The 13,946-nt window shown below is 67.4% G+C and carries 12 protein-coding genes and 1 other RNA gene; 3 read left to right on the forward strand and 10 right to left on the reverse strand.

All coding sequences use genetic code 11. The annotated features are described in order from the left end of the window. Position 1: 1 nt before the first annotated feature. The 10 genes from ACQY78_RS08215 to ACQY78_RS08260 form a co-directional block, all read right to left on the reverse strand. Complete coding sequence (locus tag ACQY78_RS08215) at positions 2-1,408, reverse strand: UDP-N-acetylmuramoyl-tripeptide--D-alanyl-D-alanine ligase (RefSeq protein WP_428684490.1); 1,407 nt, start codon at positions 1,406-1,408, stop codon at positions 2-4. Further along, a complete protein-coding gene (locus ACQY78_RS08220; protein ID WP_428684492.1) occupies positions 1,405-2,895 on the reverse strand; it encodes a UDP-N-acetylmuramoyl-L-alanyl-D-glutamate--2,6-diaminopimelate ligase in 1,491 nt (496 codons plus the stop codon). Before ACQY78_RS08220 ends, ACQY78_RS08215 begins: the two co-directional genes overlap by 4 nt. After that, a complete protein-coding gene (locus ACQY78_RS08225) occupies positions 2,879-4,768 on the reverse strand; it encodes a peptidoglycan D,D-transpeptidase FtsI family protein (protein WP_428684494.1) in 1,890 nt (629 codons plus the stop codon). Before ACQY78_RS08225 ends, ACQY78_RS08220 begins: the two co-directional genes overlap by 17 nt. Next, on the reverse strand, positions 4,765-5,319 hold the full coding sequence (ftsL, locus tag ACQY78_RS08230; protein ID WP_425064608.1) for a cell division protein FtsL: 555 nt from the start codon (positions 5,317-5,319) through the stop codon (positions 4,765-4,767). The genes ACQY78_RS08225 and ftsL overlap by 4 nt, the downstream gene beginning before the upstream one ends. Further along, positions 5,316-6,263, reverse strand: coding sequence for a 16S rRNA (cytosine(1402)-N(4))-methyltransferase RsmH (gene rsmH / locus ACQY78_RS08235; RefSeq protein ID WP_428684497.1), 948 nt, complete (start codon positions 6,261-6,263; stop codon positions 5,316-5,318). The genes ftsL and rsmH overlap by 4 nt, the downstream gene beginning before the upstream one ends. After that, positions 6,260-6,739, reverse strand: a complete 480-nt coding sequence (locus ACQY78_RS08240) for a division/cell wall cluster transcriptional repressor MraZ (protein WP_425064606.1) — start codon at positions 6,737-6,739, stop codon at positions 6,260-6,262. The genes rsmH and ACQY78_RS08240 overlap by 4 nt, the downstream gene beginning before the upstream one ends. A gap of 214 nt (positions 6,740-6,953) precedes the next feature. Continuing rightward, an RNA gene (gene rnpB, locus ACQY78_RS08245) (RNase P RNA component class A) lies at positions 6,954-7,341 on the reverse strand. Positions 7,342-7,353: 12 nt separating this feature from the next. After that, entirely contained in the window at positions 7,354-8,043 is a 690-nt protein-coding gene (locus tag ACQY78_RS08250; protein ID WP_428684500.1) for an N-acetylmuramoyl-L-alanine amidase, read from the reverse strand. 2 nt (positions 8,044-8,045) lie between these two features. Further along, positions 8,046-8,717: a TerB family tellurite resistance protein gene (locus ACQY78_RS08255; protein ID WP_428686341.1), complete on the reverse strand. Its 672-nt coding sequence runs from the start codon at positions 8,715-8,717 to the stop codon at positions 8,046-8,048. 39 nt (positions 8,718-8,756) lie between these two features. Next, complete coding sequence (locus ACQY78_RS08260; protein ID WP_428684502.1) at positions 8,757-9,428, reverse strand: sulfite exporter TauE/SafE family protein; 672 nt, start codon at positions 9,426-9,428, stop codon at positions 8,757-8,759. Positions 9,429-9,544: 116 nt separating this feature from the next. On the opposite strand from ACQY78_RS08260, the gene uvrB reads away from it, so the two are divergent. The 3 genes from uvrB to ACQY78_RS08275 all read left to right on the forward strand — a co-directional run bounded on the left by uvrB (position 9,545) and on the right by ACQY78_RS08275 (position 13,946). Continuing rightward, positions 9,545-11,740, forward strand: coding sequence for an excinuclease ABC subunit UvrB (gene uvrB / locus ACQY78_RS08265; protein WP_428684504.1), 2,196 nt, complete (start codon positions 9,545-9,547; stop codon positions 11,738-11,740). Positions 11,741-11,750: 10 nt separating this feature from the next. Then, positions 11,751-12,587: an alpha/beta hydrolase family protein gene (locus ACQY78_RS08270; protein ID WP_428684506.1), complete on the forward strand. Its 837-nt coding sequence runs from the start codon at positions 11,751-11,753 to the stop codon at positions 12,585-12,587. 147 nt (positions 12,588-12,734) lie between these two features. Then, positions 12,735-13,946 (forward strand): MFS transporter, encoded by a 1,212-nt coding sequence (locus ACQY78_RS08275; RefSeq protein WP_428684508.1) that lies wholly within the window; start codon positions 12,735-12,737, stop codon positions 13,944-13,946.

The following is a 13,946-nucleotide window of genomic DNA, read 5'->3' on the forward strand; positions in this document are numbered from 1 at the left end:
CCTAGCGTCCCGCCCCGCCATCGCTGGCCGCCACGATGGCGTCCACGACAATTTTCATTTTCGAGCCCAGCGAACCCTTCACTGCGACCACGTCTCCTGCCCTGAGCGCGGCGGCAACGTCGCCGGCCAACGCCGCCGAACCCGGCCGATGCACGCCGCGTTGCGCCGGCGTCAGACGCCGCCACAGAGCCTCCATGTGCGGCCCGCACAGGAAGACCTGCGCTGCACCGCTCGCCGCCACGGCATCGGCGAGCTCCGCGTGGTAGGCATCGGCGCCTTCGCCCAGCTCGCGCATGTCGCCCAGCGCCAGGATCCGGCGTCCGCCACGTTGCGGCTCGGTCCGCGCCAGGACCGAAAGCATCGCCCGCACCGAAACCGGGTTGGCGTTATAGCTCTCGTCCAGCAGCTCGATCGTGCCGCCGCCGAACGCTAGCACGCGGCGGGCGCCGCGGCCCGGCGAGGCCTTCACGCCGGCCAAGGTCGCCGCCGCCTTCCCGACATCCCCGCCCAGCGCCTCGACGACGGCAAGCGCGCCGATGCTGTTCAACACCCAGTGCTCCCCCGCCGCGCCCAGCCGATACTCGATCCGGCGACCATGTATCAAGGCTGCAACATCACTGCCCGAATCCTGCAGGTCGCAGGAGATAAGACGGGCCTCCGCGGCTTCGCTGCGGCCGAAGCCGACGATGCGGGAAACGCCGAAATGACGGGCTTTTCCGACGAGGCGATCGAAGTGGCGGCTGTCCCGATTGAGCACGGCAACTGCGCCTTCCGCCATACCGGCGAACAGGCACCCCTTCTCGTCGGCGACCGCCTCCTCGCTGCCCATGTGGCCGATATGAACCGGACCGACATTGGTGACGATGCCGACATGCGCCGCCACCTGGCGGGCGAGCGGTTCGATCTCCCCGGGATGATTCATGCCGACCTCGAACACGCCGTAGTGCACGTCGCGCGGAAGACGCGCGAGGCTGACCGGCACTCCGACATGGTTGTTGTAGCTCGCGACGCTGGCCGAGGTCGGCGCCTGCGCCGACAGCATCGCGCGCAGAGCATCCTTGGTGCTGGTCTTGCCGACCGAGCCGGTGACGCTGGCGATGCGTGCCTTGCTGCGGCGACGCGCGGCAAGCCCGAGTTCGACCAGAGCCTTCATCGTATCGGGAACGCGGACGAGTGTGCCATGCGCACCCTCCACCGCGCGCGACACGACCGCCGCCGCGGCGCCGCGTGAAAGGGCGTCGGCGACGAAGCCGTGACCGTCGGTCGTCTCGCCGCTCAGCGCAAAGAACAGATCGCCGTGTCCGACCGCGCGGCTGTCGAAGGTCACGCCCTCGGCTTCGAACGGCGCGGCGATCGAGGCCGCCGTCAGGGCCGCCTGCACTTCATCGGAGGTCCACAGCGCGCTCACGCCACGCCTCCGGCCAGCCTGCGCGCCTCCTCGGCGTCGTCGAAATGATGCGTGACGCCCTTGATCGTCTGGCCGGTCTCGTGGCCCTTGCCGGCGATCAGCAGAAGATCGTCCGCGCTCGACAGCGCCTCCATGCCAGCCTCGATGGCGGCGTGCCGGCCATTGGCGATCTCGATCCAGTTGCGACGATCGTCGGCGATACCGCGCAGGATCTCGGCGCGGATCGCGGCCGGCTCCTCGCTGCGCGGATTGTCGTCGGTCACGATCGCGAGGTCGGCAAGGCGCGTGGCGATCTCGCCCATCACCGGGCGCTTGCCGCGGTCGCGATCGCCGCCGCAGCCAAACACGACGACCAGCTTGCCGCGCGCGAAAGGCCGCAGGGTCCGCAGCACCGTCTCCAAAGCCTCGGGCTTGTGAGCGTAGTCGACATAGACCGCAGCGCCGGAACGATGACGGGCGACGAGCTCCAGCCGGCCGGGCGCCCCCGTCAGATGGGCCAGCGCGGCGACGGCGCGTGTCGGGTCGCCGCCCGTGGCGACCACGAGGCCGAGGGCGGCCAGCGCATTCGACGCCTGGAAGCCGCCGACCAGCGGCAGATCGATCTCGTGACGCGTGCCCATCACGTCCAGCGAAAGACGCTGTCCGACCGGCGTCGGATCGTCGGCGAGCAGGCGGAATTCCCGGCCCTTGGCGCCATAGGTCCAGAAGCGGATGCCGCGCTGCGTGCAGATCGCCCGCAGGGCTTCGCCTCGATCGCTGTCGGCATTGACGATCGCCGTGCCGCCCGGCGGCAGGAGAACCTCGAACAGGCGCGCCTTGGCCGCGAAGTAGGCATCCATCGAGAGATGGTAGTCGAGATGCTCATGGGTGAGGTTGGTGAAGGCAGCCGCCGACAGGCGCAGCCCGTCGAGCCGGTGCTGGTCGATGCCGTGGCTCGACGCCTCGATGGCGAGATGCGAGACGCCCTCGCGCGCCAGCGCCGCGAGATCCTCGTGGAGCTGCACGGGATCTGGCGTGGTCAATCCGCCGTCGCGCACGAGGCCGGGCGAGACGATGCCCAGCGTGCCGACGCTCGCCGCCTTCAGTCCCATCCGCTGCCAGATCTGGCGCACGAAGTGCACCGTCGAGGACTTGCCGTTGGTGCCGGTGACGGCGGCGATGGTAGCGGGCTGCGCGCCGGCGAAGGCCGAGGCCATCAACGCCACGCGTCGCCGTGGATTTGCGTCCCGCATGACGAGGATGCCGGGATCGAGTGGCGGCAGCTCGGCATCTGGCGCGGCCAGGATCGCGACCGCCCCGCGCCTCACGGCATCGGCGACGAAGGCCGCGCCGTCCTGCCGGGTGCCCGCGAGGGCCGCGAAGAGATAGCCCGGTTGGACCTTGCGCGAATCGAGCGTCAGTCCGGCGAGAAGGGGATCGCGCGGCAGCGCGGAAGAGGTCGTGGTCGCGTCGGCGCTCCGGCGCATGAGCTCACTCAGACGCAACACGACGCACTCCCGAACCGGGGGGCGCCGCGGCCGTCTGACCGGGCGCCACAGCCGTCTGACCGGGGGCCGGACGGACCGGCAGGGCCCTGCGATGATCGCCGGGAGAGCGGCGCACGCTGGCCGGCACGATCTGCGACGGCGCGACGGAAGCCGGCACCGGCGTCGAGGCGATCTCGATCGGCGGCAGGCCATCCTTGAGATCGCCCGGCAGGATGCCGTAGAGCGACACCATCTGCTCGATGATGAGCTTGACCGAAGGTGCCGCCACCCAACCGGCCGTCGCGTAGCCGCCGGTCTCGGGAAGTCCCTTCGGCTCGTCGAGAGAGACGATGACGACGAATTTCGGATCGTTCATCGGGAAGGCGCCGACGAAGGAGCTGATCAGCGCCTTCTGGCGGTAGCCCCCGCGTCCCGGCTTCTCGGCCGTGCCGGTCTTGCCGCCCACCTCGTAGCCCGGGACATTGGCATTCTTGCCGGTGCCCTCGACGGCGTTCAGCCGCAGGAGCTGGCGCATGTTGACCGAGGTCTTCTGCTGGATGACCCGTCTGCCCTTGTCACTGGCAGCCGTACGCTTCACCAGCGAGGGCTGGTAGAGGATGCCGCCGTTGATCATCGCCGACGAGCCCATTGCCAGGTGCAACGGCGTCACCGAGATGCCGTGGCCGAAGGCGATGGTCATGGTGTTGATCTTCATCCAGTGGCGAGGCCAGAGCGGCGCCGCGACCTCCGGGAGCTGCGTCGTGACGGGCTTCAGGAATCCGATCTTGTCGAAGAAGGCGCGCTGACCTTCAGGACCCATGACCTCGACCGCCATCTTGGCCGAGGCGATGTTCGACGAATACTTGAAGATCTCCGGCACCGACAGCGGCCGGCGCTGGGCATGGTCGTCGTTGATCGTGAAACGGTCGATCTTGATCGGTGAGGTCGCGTCGAACACGCTGGTCATCGACGCCTTGCCAGAATCGAGCGCCATCGCCGTGTTGAAGATCTTGAAGGTCGAACCCTGTTCGTAGACGCCCAGGGTGGCGCGATTGAACAGCGCCTCGTTGGTGAGGGTGCGCGTGCTGTTGGGATTGTAGGTTGGCAGCGACGCCATCGCGAGGACCTCGCCGTTGGTCGCGTCCATGACGATCGCCGTGGCGCCGATCGCGGAGAACTTCTGGACCGCGCGCACAAGTTCGCGCTCGATGATCCGCTGCAGGCGAAGGTCGATCGAGAGCTGCAGGGTTTCGCCGCTCTGGAGCTGCTGGTCGAAGTAGCGCTCCACACCCGCCAGACCGGTATTGTCGATGCTGGCATAGCCTAGGATATGAGCGGCGGCCGTCCCCTGCGGATAGATGCGCCGTTCCTCGGCCTGGAACTCGAGACCAGGAATGCCGAGGCGATTGACGCGATCGTGCTCGCGCGGGCTGAGCCCCCGCTTGATCCAGACGAAGGTCCTGTCGCCTTCCAGCTTCTCGCGAACGTCGTCGTATTTCAGGTCGGGCAGCGCCGTCACGATCTTGCGCGCGGCTTCCTGAGGATCGATCAACAGGTGCGGATTGACGAAGGCCGACATCACGGGGACCGATGTCGCCAGCACGGCGCCGTTGCGGTCCACGATGTCGGCGCGTTCGGACTGGATCGAGCCGCCGCGCGCGGCGACGCGCTGCGTCGGCTCGGCGCCGTCCCGCAGCAGCGACACGTAGCCCATGCGCAGGCCGACCGCGGTGAACGCCAGACCGAAGATCACCGACGCGATCACCAGGCGCTGACGTGCCGTCTCCTGGACGTCGCCCTTCAGGCGATCCTTGGGCGTGGTGTAACGCGCGCCGGCCGCCGCGTTTACCGCGGCGGCCGGTTCGGGCGAGGCAGACCTGCGCCACAGCTTCACCGGGAACCCCCTTCTTTTCGCGAGAGGATATCATCGATGGAGGTTGCGGCGCTCTGGCCGTCGCCAACCGGACCCGATGTTGCCGGCTCTTGGATTTGGGCCGGTCGAGGGGGCGTCGTGGGTCCGGTGGATCTCTGGGAAAGGGGTGCGGAGGCCGGCGAGGGGCTGCCGGCCTCCGCTGCGACGCGGCCACCACCACCGGGCAAAGTCGACGAGGGGACGTCGTTGCCCGTTCGTGGGGGGGAAGGAGGTGGTGGATCGCGCCGCGGGGGGACAGATTCGGGTTTGAGCTGATCGAGTCGGACGACCTGCTTGATCGAGGCCGACTCGAGCTTGAGATGCTTCTGCGCGAGCGCTTCGATGCGCTCGGATTCGTTCAGGTGAGCCCATTCGACCCGCAAGATGTGCGTGGCCTGCTGGCTCTCGATGATCTTCTGGTTGGTGCGGTCGATACGCTCCTCGAGGTCCTGCACCTTGTACTTCACGGTGAACAGGCCCACGGCCGTCGCGACGGCGACGACCGACCAGAACAGGAGTCCGCGATGGATCATGCGGCACCCCCGGCGCCGAGCTTCTCGGCGACGCGCAGACGCGCCGAACGGGCCCGCGGATTGGCGGCCACCTCTTCGTCGGACGGCAGCACCGGCTTGCGCGAAAGATCGCGCAGGGTGGCGGTCCGCGCACCCATGCCCGGCGGCGCGTGGCGCGACGGGCCGGGCGTGCGACCGGCACGGGCCCGGACGAATTCCTTCACGGCGCGGTCTTCCAGAGAGTGGAACGACACGATCGCGAATCTGCCGCCCGGCGCCAGCACCTGCTCGGCGGCCGCGAGGCCGCGCTCGAGTTCGCCCAGCTCGTCGTTCACGGCGATGCGCAGGGCCTGGAAAGTCCGCGTTGCGGGATCGCTCTCGTCCCGGCCCTGCGGACCGACGGCACGGCGCACGATCTCGGCCAGTTCGCCCGTGGTCTCGATCCGCTTGGCGCGGCGCGCCTCGACGATGCTGCGCGCGACACGGCGGCTGCGACGCTCCTCGCCGTAGCGCCAGATGATGTCGGCGAGGTCCGTTTCGTTTGTTTCGTTTACGAGATCCGCTGCCGACGGACCGCTCTTCTCCATGCGCATGTCGAGCGGGCCGGAGGCGCGGAACGAGAAGCCACGATCAGCCTGATCGAACTGCATCGACGAGACGCCCAGATCGAGCGCCACGCCGTCGACATCCCCGACACCCTCGGCCGACAGGAGCTCGACCATGTCGCCGAAGCGACCTTCGATCAGACGCAGCCGCGGCGCGTAACGCTCGGCCAGCGCCCGGCCTGCGGCAATGGCGTCCGGATCCCGATCGATGGCGATGACCTGGCAATCGGCGCGATCGAGCATCGCGGTCGTGTAGCCGCCGGCACCGAAGGTGCCGTCGAGATAGCGGCCGCCGTCGCGCGGCTGCAACGCATTGACGACTTCGCGCGCCATCACCGGAACGTGGCGAACGCCGCTCATGCGTCGCCTCCCCCGAGATTGCGCACGAACGCCGCCATCTTCTCGCGCTCGGCCTCGCGGCGCGCCTGCCAGCGGGCGGGATTCCAGAGCTGGAACTTGTCGACCTTGCCGACCAGCATCACGCCTTCGGCGGCGTCGAGGGCATTGGCGAACTCGGACGGCATCGAGAAACGGCCATCGGGCTCCATGGCCACGGTGCGGGCGCCCGCCGACAGATAGCCCGCCGGATCGAAGGCCTCGTCATCGAGCGCGACTTTCAGCGACCCCTTCGGCCCGAGCGCCTCGGAGCGCAGCCGCTCGAGCATGGCATCGAAGCCCGTACGGGAATTGCCGTTCACGACACCGGGGATATTGGGCGAATGATAGAGCACGAAGGCGCTGCGGTCGTCCGCAGGCAGCTCGTCGCGAAAAGCCGCGGGCAACAGGACCCGGCCCTTCTTGTCCAGCTTGATCAGGATTTCGGACCGAAAGGCCACCGGCCCCTCTCCCCCTAGACCCGTTGCAGGTGCCCCACGCCCCTGCGCCGCCTGTTACACGGGATACATTGGGATATCATGGGAAAGTACGGGATGCAATTATCAACGACAGGAATCCACAAGGAATCTGAAAGACTTAGACACGACATCTATTGCCCGCTGGCCACCGGCAAGCACAAGGGGTTGTAGATTCAATTGCTCGTGCGGAATGAAATGGGTCAGACGGCCTGTAAGCCGGGTTCTGTCCTCGCCCGAAAGCGATGGATGGCCATTCCTCTGGGACGCCCGTTACCGAGCGCCTCGCGCGACCGACCCGGGCGACGACGCGGAAACACCGCTGCCGGTTACCCGGCGTGTCGCCCCTATTTGGTCTTGCTCCCGGTGGGGTTTGCCATGCCGCTTCCGTTGCCGGTCGCGCGGTGGGCTCTTACCCCACCGTTTCACCCTTGCCGTCCTGGCGAACCAGGCAGGCGGTCTGTTTTCTGTGGCACTTTCCCTGGGGTCGCCCCCGCCGGACGTTATCCGGCACCGTGTCTCCGTGGAGCCCGGACTTTCCTCACCCGTGCGGTTGCCCGCCCGAGTGCAGCCATCCAGCCGTCTGACCCGGCGCCTGACTAGGCTGCTCCCCCCATCGGGTCAAGCAGGCCCGCCAACTGCGAGCGCGTTTCGGGATCGATCATGCCGTCGACCTGTGCCGGCCGGTAATGGCGCTGGAAGGCCTTTACGATCTCTCTCGGCGGCACGGCGAGCGGGGCAGCGTAGCCAAATCGCTGAAGCGCCTTGTGGAAATCGCCGTCCAGCGGCCGTGTGCCGGCTCTTGGCCACAGGCCGATCCCCTGCTGCGCCAATCGCTTCCAAGGAAAACGCCGCCCCGGATCGATTTTGCGCTGGGGCGAGATGTCAGAATGGCCGACGACGTTGCGCGGCTCGATCGCCGGATGGCGCGCCAGGATTCCCCGGCAGAGTTCGATCAGCGCCTCGATCTGCGCCGCCGGATAATCGTGGCGATCGCCGTGGAGGTTCACGATCTCGATGCCGATCGAGGTCGCGTTCAGCGCCTCGCGACCGCGCCACCACGATTTGCCGGCGTGCCAGGCGGTGCGATCCTCAGGCACGAGGCGGTAGGCCGTGCCGTCGAGATCCAGCACGTAGTGTGAGCTGACACGCAGCTCGCGCGTGCTGTCCCGCAGGATGTCGAGCGACTCCTGCAGCGGAAGCTCCGTGTAGTGCAGCACGAGGATATCGACGACCGTGCCGTCCGGCCTGGGCGCGTGGTTGGGTGACGGAAGGTCGACCAGCTTCATGGTCAGGCCGGCACGAGGCCGCGCTGCCTGCGCAGCCGGTCATAGGCGTCATTGATCAGCGCGAGCTTGCGATTCGCGACCGCGATCGCCTCTTCCGGTAACCCCTGCGCCATGAGCCGGTCGGGATGGTTGGCGCGGACCTGCCGCAACCAGGCTTCGCGGATCTGCTCGTCGGTGGCCAGCGGATCGATGCCGAGCACGACGCAGGGCTCACACTCCACCGCGCCCAGAGCCGCCGCCTTTGCGCGCTCGAAACGCGAGCTGGGCAGGCCGAAAATGTTCGCGACCTTCGCGAGATAGTCAGCTTCCGCGACATCGATCTTGCCGTCGGCCTGCGCAATGCTGAACAGGCCCTCGATCACGTTCTCCAGGACTTCCGGCGCATCGGGAAACAGCGCGGCCACCTGGCGGGCATAGGTTTCGAAGCCGCCGACATCGCGCTTGGCCAGGTCGAAGAAACGCTCGACGTTCGCCTCCTCACCCGGCGGCACCTGGAAGAACTCACGGAACGCCGCTCTCTCGACCTCCGAGACCTGGCCATCGACGCGCGCCATCTTCGCGCCCAGGGCGATGACGCCGATAGTGAAGCCGATCTGCCGCAGGCCGGGATGGCCGCCATCGTCGGCCGGCGGCGAGGACAGGCCCAACAGCTCGGCGATGCCGAGACCGTTCATGCCTTCCACGATTTTGTCCCAGATCCTCATACCGTGCCTTTATACCAGCAAGGAGCCGATGGCGACGCAGACCAGGAGGCCGAGCGCGAGACGGCGATAGAAACTCTCGCTGGCCAGCGGGAACAGCCGCTCGCCCAAAACGCCGCCCAGCATCACCGCCGGAGCAAGAAACAGGCCTTGCACGCCGGTGTTCCAGCCGATCAGGTCGCGCGACGCGAAAGATGCCAGGGCGATCAGATCGACGAACACGAAATAGGTCGTGAGATTGGCCCGCACGCGCGCGGCCGGCTCGCTGCCCGCAAGATAGTAGAAGGCGATCGGCGGGCCGGCCATGCCCGAGAGCCCGTTCAGGAAGCCGCTGGTCGCACCGACCGCGACTGTGGCCGCGGCGTTCGGGCGCCCGGAATAGCGCCAGCCGCTGGCCAGCAGGATGACCGCCCCGAGAATGATGGCCGAGATCGCCCACCGCATCGGCTCGGGCTCAACCCCGGTCAGCGTGTGGGTGCCAAGGGGCACCGCGAGGGCCGCCGCCAGCAGCAGCAAGCCGATACGCCGCCAGTCGACCAGCCGCACGACGCCCGGCACGAGCGGCAGGGCGACCGCGATTTCCAGCAGGAGGCAGAGTGCAATGCCCACCGCGGGGCCGTAGAGGGCCGAGAACACCGGCGTCATCAGCATCGCGGCGCCGAATCCGGCGAAGCCTCGCACCATGCCTGCAATGCAGGCAACGAGGGCGGAAATAAGGAAGGGAGCGCTCAACAGATCGGGCATCGCGCGCGGACGCTAGCATTGCCGGAGCGCCGGGCGCGCATCATATAATGGAGGTCATGGCCTCAAAGAATCTCGCGGTTCCGGCTGCCCCCCTCCTGATGCCGTACATCCAGCGGCGCCCGGAGCTCGAAGGCGTAACGCCCAAGCCCTTCAAGCTCGTGTCCGACTATACGCCGGCCGGCGACCAGCCCGGGGCGATCAAGCAGCTCATCGCCGGGGTCGAAGGCGGCGAGCGAGACCAGGTCCTGCTGGGCGTCACCGGCTCGGGCAAGACCTTCACGATGGCCAACGTGATTGCGAGCCAGGGCCGGCCGGCGCTGGTGATGGCGCCCAACAAGACGCTGGCGGCGCAGCTCTATGCCGAGATGAAGGGGTTCTTCCCGGAAAACGCCGTCGAGTATTTCGTCTCGTACTACGACTACTACCAGCCTGAAGCCTACGTCCCCCGTACCGACACCTTCATCGAGAAGGATTCGTCGATCAACGAACAGATCGACCGGATGCGCCACTCCGCGACGCGCGCACTGATGGAGCGAGACGACGTCATCATCGTGGCCTCTGTTTCGTGCATCTACGGCATCGGTCCGCTGGAGAACTACCAGAAGATGACCTTCCGCCTGCACAAGGGCCAGAAGATCGACCGTTCCACCCTGCTGCGCCGCTTCGTCGAACAGCAGTACAAGCGCAACGACAACGCCTTCCAGCGCGGCGCCTTCCGGGTGCGCGGCGACACGATCGACCTGTTCCCGGCCCACTACGAGGATCGCGCCTGGCGCTTCGAGATGTTCGGCGACGAGATCGAATCGATTACCGAGTTCGATCCTTTGACCGGCGACAAGACCCTGTCGCTGAACGACATCATCGTCTACGCCAACAGCCACTACGTGACGCCCAAGCCGACGCTGCAGAAGGCGATCGAGCAGATAAAGGCCGACCTCAAGCAACGGCTGGAGGAGTTCAACCGCGCCGGCCGCCTGCTGGAGGCGCAGCGGCTCGAGCAGCGCACGCTGTTCGACATCGAGATGATGGAGACGACCGGCGCCTGCGCCGGCATCGAGAATTATTCGCGCTATCTGACCGGCCGCAAGGCCGGCGATCCGCCCCCTACGCTGTTTGAATACTTCCCTGAGAATTCCCTGCTGATCTGCGACGAGAGCCACGTCACGGTGCCGCAGATCGGCGGCATGTTCCGCGGCGACTTCAACCGCAAGAGCGTGCTGGCCGAGTTCGGCTTCCGCCTGCCCTCGGCGATCGACAACCGGCCGCTGAAGTTCGAGGAATGGGACGCGCTGCGGCCGCAGACGACCTATGTCAGCGCCACGCCCGGTGACTGGGAGATGGAGCGCACACAAGGCACCTTCATCGAACAGGTGATCCGTCCGACCGGCCTGATCGACCCGACCGTCCTGATCCGGCCGGTCGAGAAGCAGGTCGACGACCTGATCGCCGAGTGCAAGGACTGCGCGAAGAAGGGCGAGCGCGTGCTGGTCACCGTGCTCACCAAGCGCATGGCCGAGGATCTGGTCGAGTACATGCACGAAGCCGGCATCCGCTGCCGCTACCTGCATTCCGACATCGACACGCTGGAGCGCATCGAGATCATCCGCGACCTGCGGCTCGGCGCCTTCGACGTACTGGTCGGCATCAACCTGCTGCGCGAGGGCCTGGATATTCCAGAATGCGCACTGGTCGCGATTCTCGACGCCGACAAGGAAGGCTTCCTGCGTTCACCGACCTCGCTGGTGCAGACGATCGGACGTGCCGCGCGCAACGTCGATGGCCGGGTCATCCTCTATGCCGACAAGATGACGGACTCGATCAAGTACGCCATTTCGGAGACCGATCGTCGTCGCGCCAAGCAGACTGCCTACAACAAGGAGCACGGCATCACGCCGGCCTCGGTCAAACGCAACATCGCCGAGATCCTGCAGTCGACCGCCGAGCGCGACCACTACACGGTCGATACCGGTGTGTCGGGTGACGTGCATCTGGTCGGGCACAATCTGCGCACTCACATCGCCGAACTCGAAAAGCGGATGCGCGCCGCCGCCGCCGACCTCGAATTCGAGGAGGCCGGCCGCCTGCGCGACGAGATCCGCCGCCTCGAAGCGCACGAACTCGAGCTGCCGGGCCAGGCCGCCAGCGCCAATGTCGGCGTCCACCTCGGCAAGATGCAGCACTCCCGTGTCTTTCGCGGCGTGCGCACGGGTTCGGGTGGACGCGGCAAGCCCGCACGGCGCAGCGGCCGATAAGAGATATTCCATGCGCTTTGGTCCAATTGCAGTTCTTCTCTTCTTCATCTGCATCGGGCCACTGGCCGCACAGGATCGCCAGCAGGTAGTCCGCATCCCTGGTCCAGGTGGATCCACGCTGGTCGCGACGGTGATGCGCCCGCCGGGCGAGGCGAGAAGCCCACTGGTCGTCATCAACCACGGCTCGGCCGCGGACGGCTCGCAGCGCGCCAAGATGGAGCGCCCGCGCTACACGGCCCTATCGTCGTTCTTCCTGTCGCGCGGCTATGTCGTGGCCCTGCCGCTGCGCCGCGGCTACGGCGAAAGCGGTGCAAACTGGGCCGAAGGCTACGGTTCGTGCGACCTGCCCGACTATTTCAACGCCGGCCTCCAGGGCGCCGCCGACATCCAGGCCACCATCGATTTCATGCGCACGCAGCCCTATGTCGCGCCCGACCGGACCATCGTGGTCGGTCAGTCGGCCGGGGGTTGGGCGACGGTCGCCTTGTCGAGCCGCAATCCGTCCGGCGTTTCGGGCATGATCAGTTTCGCGGGCGGTCGCGGCGGACATCAACAATTGAAGGGCGGCGGCACGGGCAACTGTGCGCCGAGGTCGCTCGTCGAGGCCGCCGCGAAGTATGGCGCAACGGCCCGCGTGCCGATGCTGTGGATCTATGCGGAGAACGACAGCTTCTTCGAGCCGTCCCTCGCAAAGCAGATGGCCGGCGCCTACGACGCGGCAGGCGGCAAGGCGACGTACCGCCCGGTCGGCGCCTTCGGGCGCGACGGTCACAGTCTGGCCGGATCGGGCAACGGCAGTTCCGTTTGGTCGCCTCTCGTCGAGAACTTCCTCGCAGGGCTGAGATAGGGGTCAGGCCAAGATAGGCGCGGTGGGTCGGGGAGCAACGTGGTCGTAAGCAGGCAGGTAAGTGCCCCGAGCCCTGCGTTTCGCTATGGGCACCGCGAATGGAGAGTCTTCTCGCCCGCCTGAATCCGGTCGCTATAGTCCCGGCGCATGTCTGCCGCGCCGACCGACCTTCGTCGCTATCTCGTCGCCCTCGCCTCGCTGACCCTGATCCAGGTCATCTCGACGATGGTGTTCAATCAGGCCTCCGTGCTGGCGCCGGCCGCCGCCGCCGAGTTCGGCGTCGCGGCCGCCGACGTCGCCTACTATGTGTCGATCGTCTATCTCGCGGCGATGATCTCGACCGTCGGCGGCGGCACGATCACCCGCCGGCTGGGACCGATCCGTTTCATCCAGACCGGACTCACGATTGCGGCGATTGGCTCCTTCATCTTCGCCACGGGCGGCGTGGCGATGGCCGCGCTCTCGGCCTTCATCGTGGGCCTGGGCTCGGGCCCGCTCACCATTGCCAGCTCCCACATCCTGGCGCGCGTGTCTCCGCGGCGGCTGGCCAACGTCACCTTCTCGCTAAAACAGAGCGGCGTGCCGCTGGGCTTCGCGATCTGCGGCGCCGTGCTGCCAACCCTCGCGCTGGATTTCGGCTGGCGCTGGGCCGCCGCCTCGGTCGGCCTCCTCTCGATCGCCGCCGCCATCGCCATCCAGCCGCTGCGCGCCCTGTACGACGACGAACGCACCGGCGGTTCAGCGCGCCTGCCGACGCTGTCGGAGATTTTCGAGCCGCTGCAGCTCGCCTGGCGCGACCCGATCCTGCGGCCGATGTGCTTCATCGGCATGCTGTTCTCCGCCACGCAGGCGATCGTCGTGAACTTCACCGTCGTCTATGCCGTCGATGGGCTGCAGATGTCCTACGTGCTGGCCGGCGCGCTCCTGTCGGCGGCAACGGTCGCCGGCGCCTTCGGCCGTATCTTCTGGGGCGCACTCGCCGACCTGCTGCGCAGGCCGTCGGCGGTACTTGCGGGCATCGGCGCCATCATCGCGATGGCCGCCACGGTGATGTCCTTCTCGACGCCCGCCTGGCCGACCAGCGCCGTCTACATCGTCTGCACCATTCTGGGCGGCACCGCCGTGGGCTGGAACGGGGTGTTCATCGCCGAGAGCGCCTCGCGCGCCCCGCCGGGCCGCGCCGCGGAGTTTACCGGCGCGACCCAGCTCTTCGTCTTCTGCGGCGCGCTCCTGTCGCCGCTCCTGTTCCGCACCGTGCTCGCGATCACCGGCGTCTATGAGGCGGGCTATCTCCTGCTGGCCACTGGTGTGGCGACGGCTTCGTTCTTCCTCGGCCGGGCGGCGATGCGCCGACGCTGA

This window comes from Reyranella sp. (assembly GCF_965279625.1).
Taxonomy (GTDB): Bacteria; Pseudomonadota; Alphaproteobacteria; order Reyranellales; family Reyranellaceae; genus Reyranella.

Excerpts from the sequence above, each read along its gene's own strand:
- ACQY78_RS08270 (WP_428684506.1), top strand. The coding sequence starts at position 11,751 with ATGCGCTTTGGTCCAATTGCAGTTCTTCTCTTCTTCATCTGCATCGGG.
- ftsL (WP_425064608.1), bottom strand. The coding sequence starts at position 5,319 with ATGATCCATCGCGGACTCCTGTTCTGGTCGGTCGTCGCCGTCGCGACG.
- uvrB (WP_428684504.1), top strand. The coding sequence starts at position 9,545 with ATGGCCTCAAAGAATCTCGCGGTTCCGGCTGCCCCCCTCCTGATGCCG.
- ACQY78_RS08250 (WP_428684500.1), bottom strand. The coding sequence starts at position 8,043 with ATGAAGCTGGTCGACCTTCCGTCACCCAACCACGCGCCCAGGCCGGAC.
- ACQY78_RS08255 (WP_428686341.1), bottom strand. The coding sequence starts at position 8,717 with ATGAACGGTCTCGGCATCGCCGAGCTGTTGGGCCTGTCCTCGCCGCCG.
- ACQY78_RS08260 (WP_428684502.1), bottom strand. The coding sequence starts at position 9,428 with ATGGTGCGAGGCTTCGCCGGATTCGGCGCCGCGATGCTGATGACGCCG.
- ACQY78_RS08275 (WP_428684508.1), top strand. The coding sequence starts at position 12,735 with ATGTCTGCCGCGCCGACCGACCTTCGTCGCTATCTCGTCGCCCTCGCC.
- rsmH (WP_428684497.1), bottom strand. The coding sequence starts at position 6,263 with ATGAGCGGCGTTCGCCACGTTCCGGTGATGGCGCGCGAAGTCGTCAAT.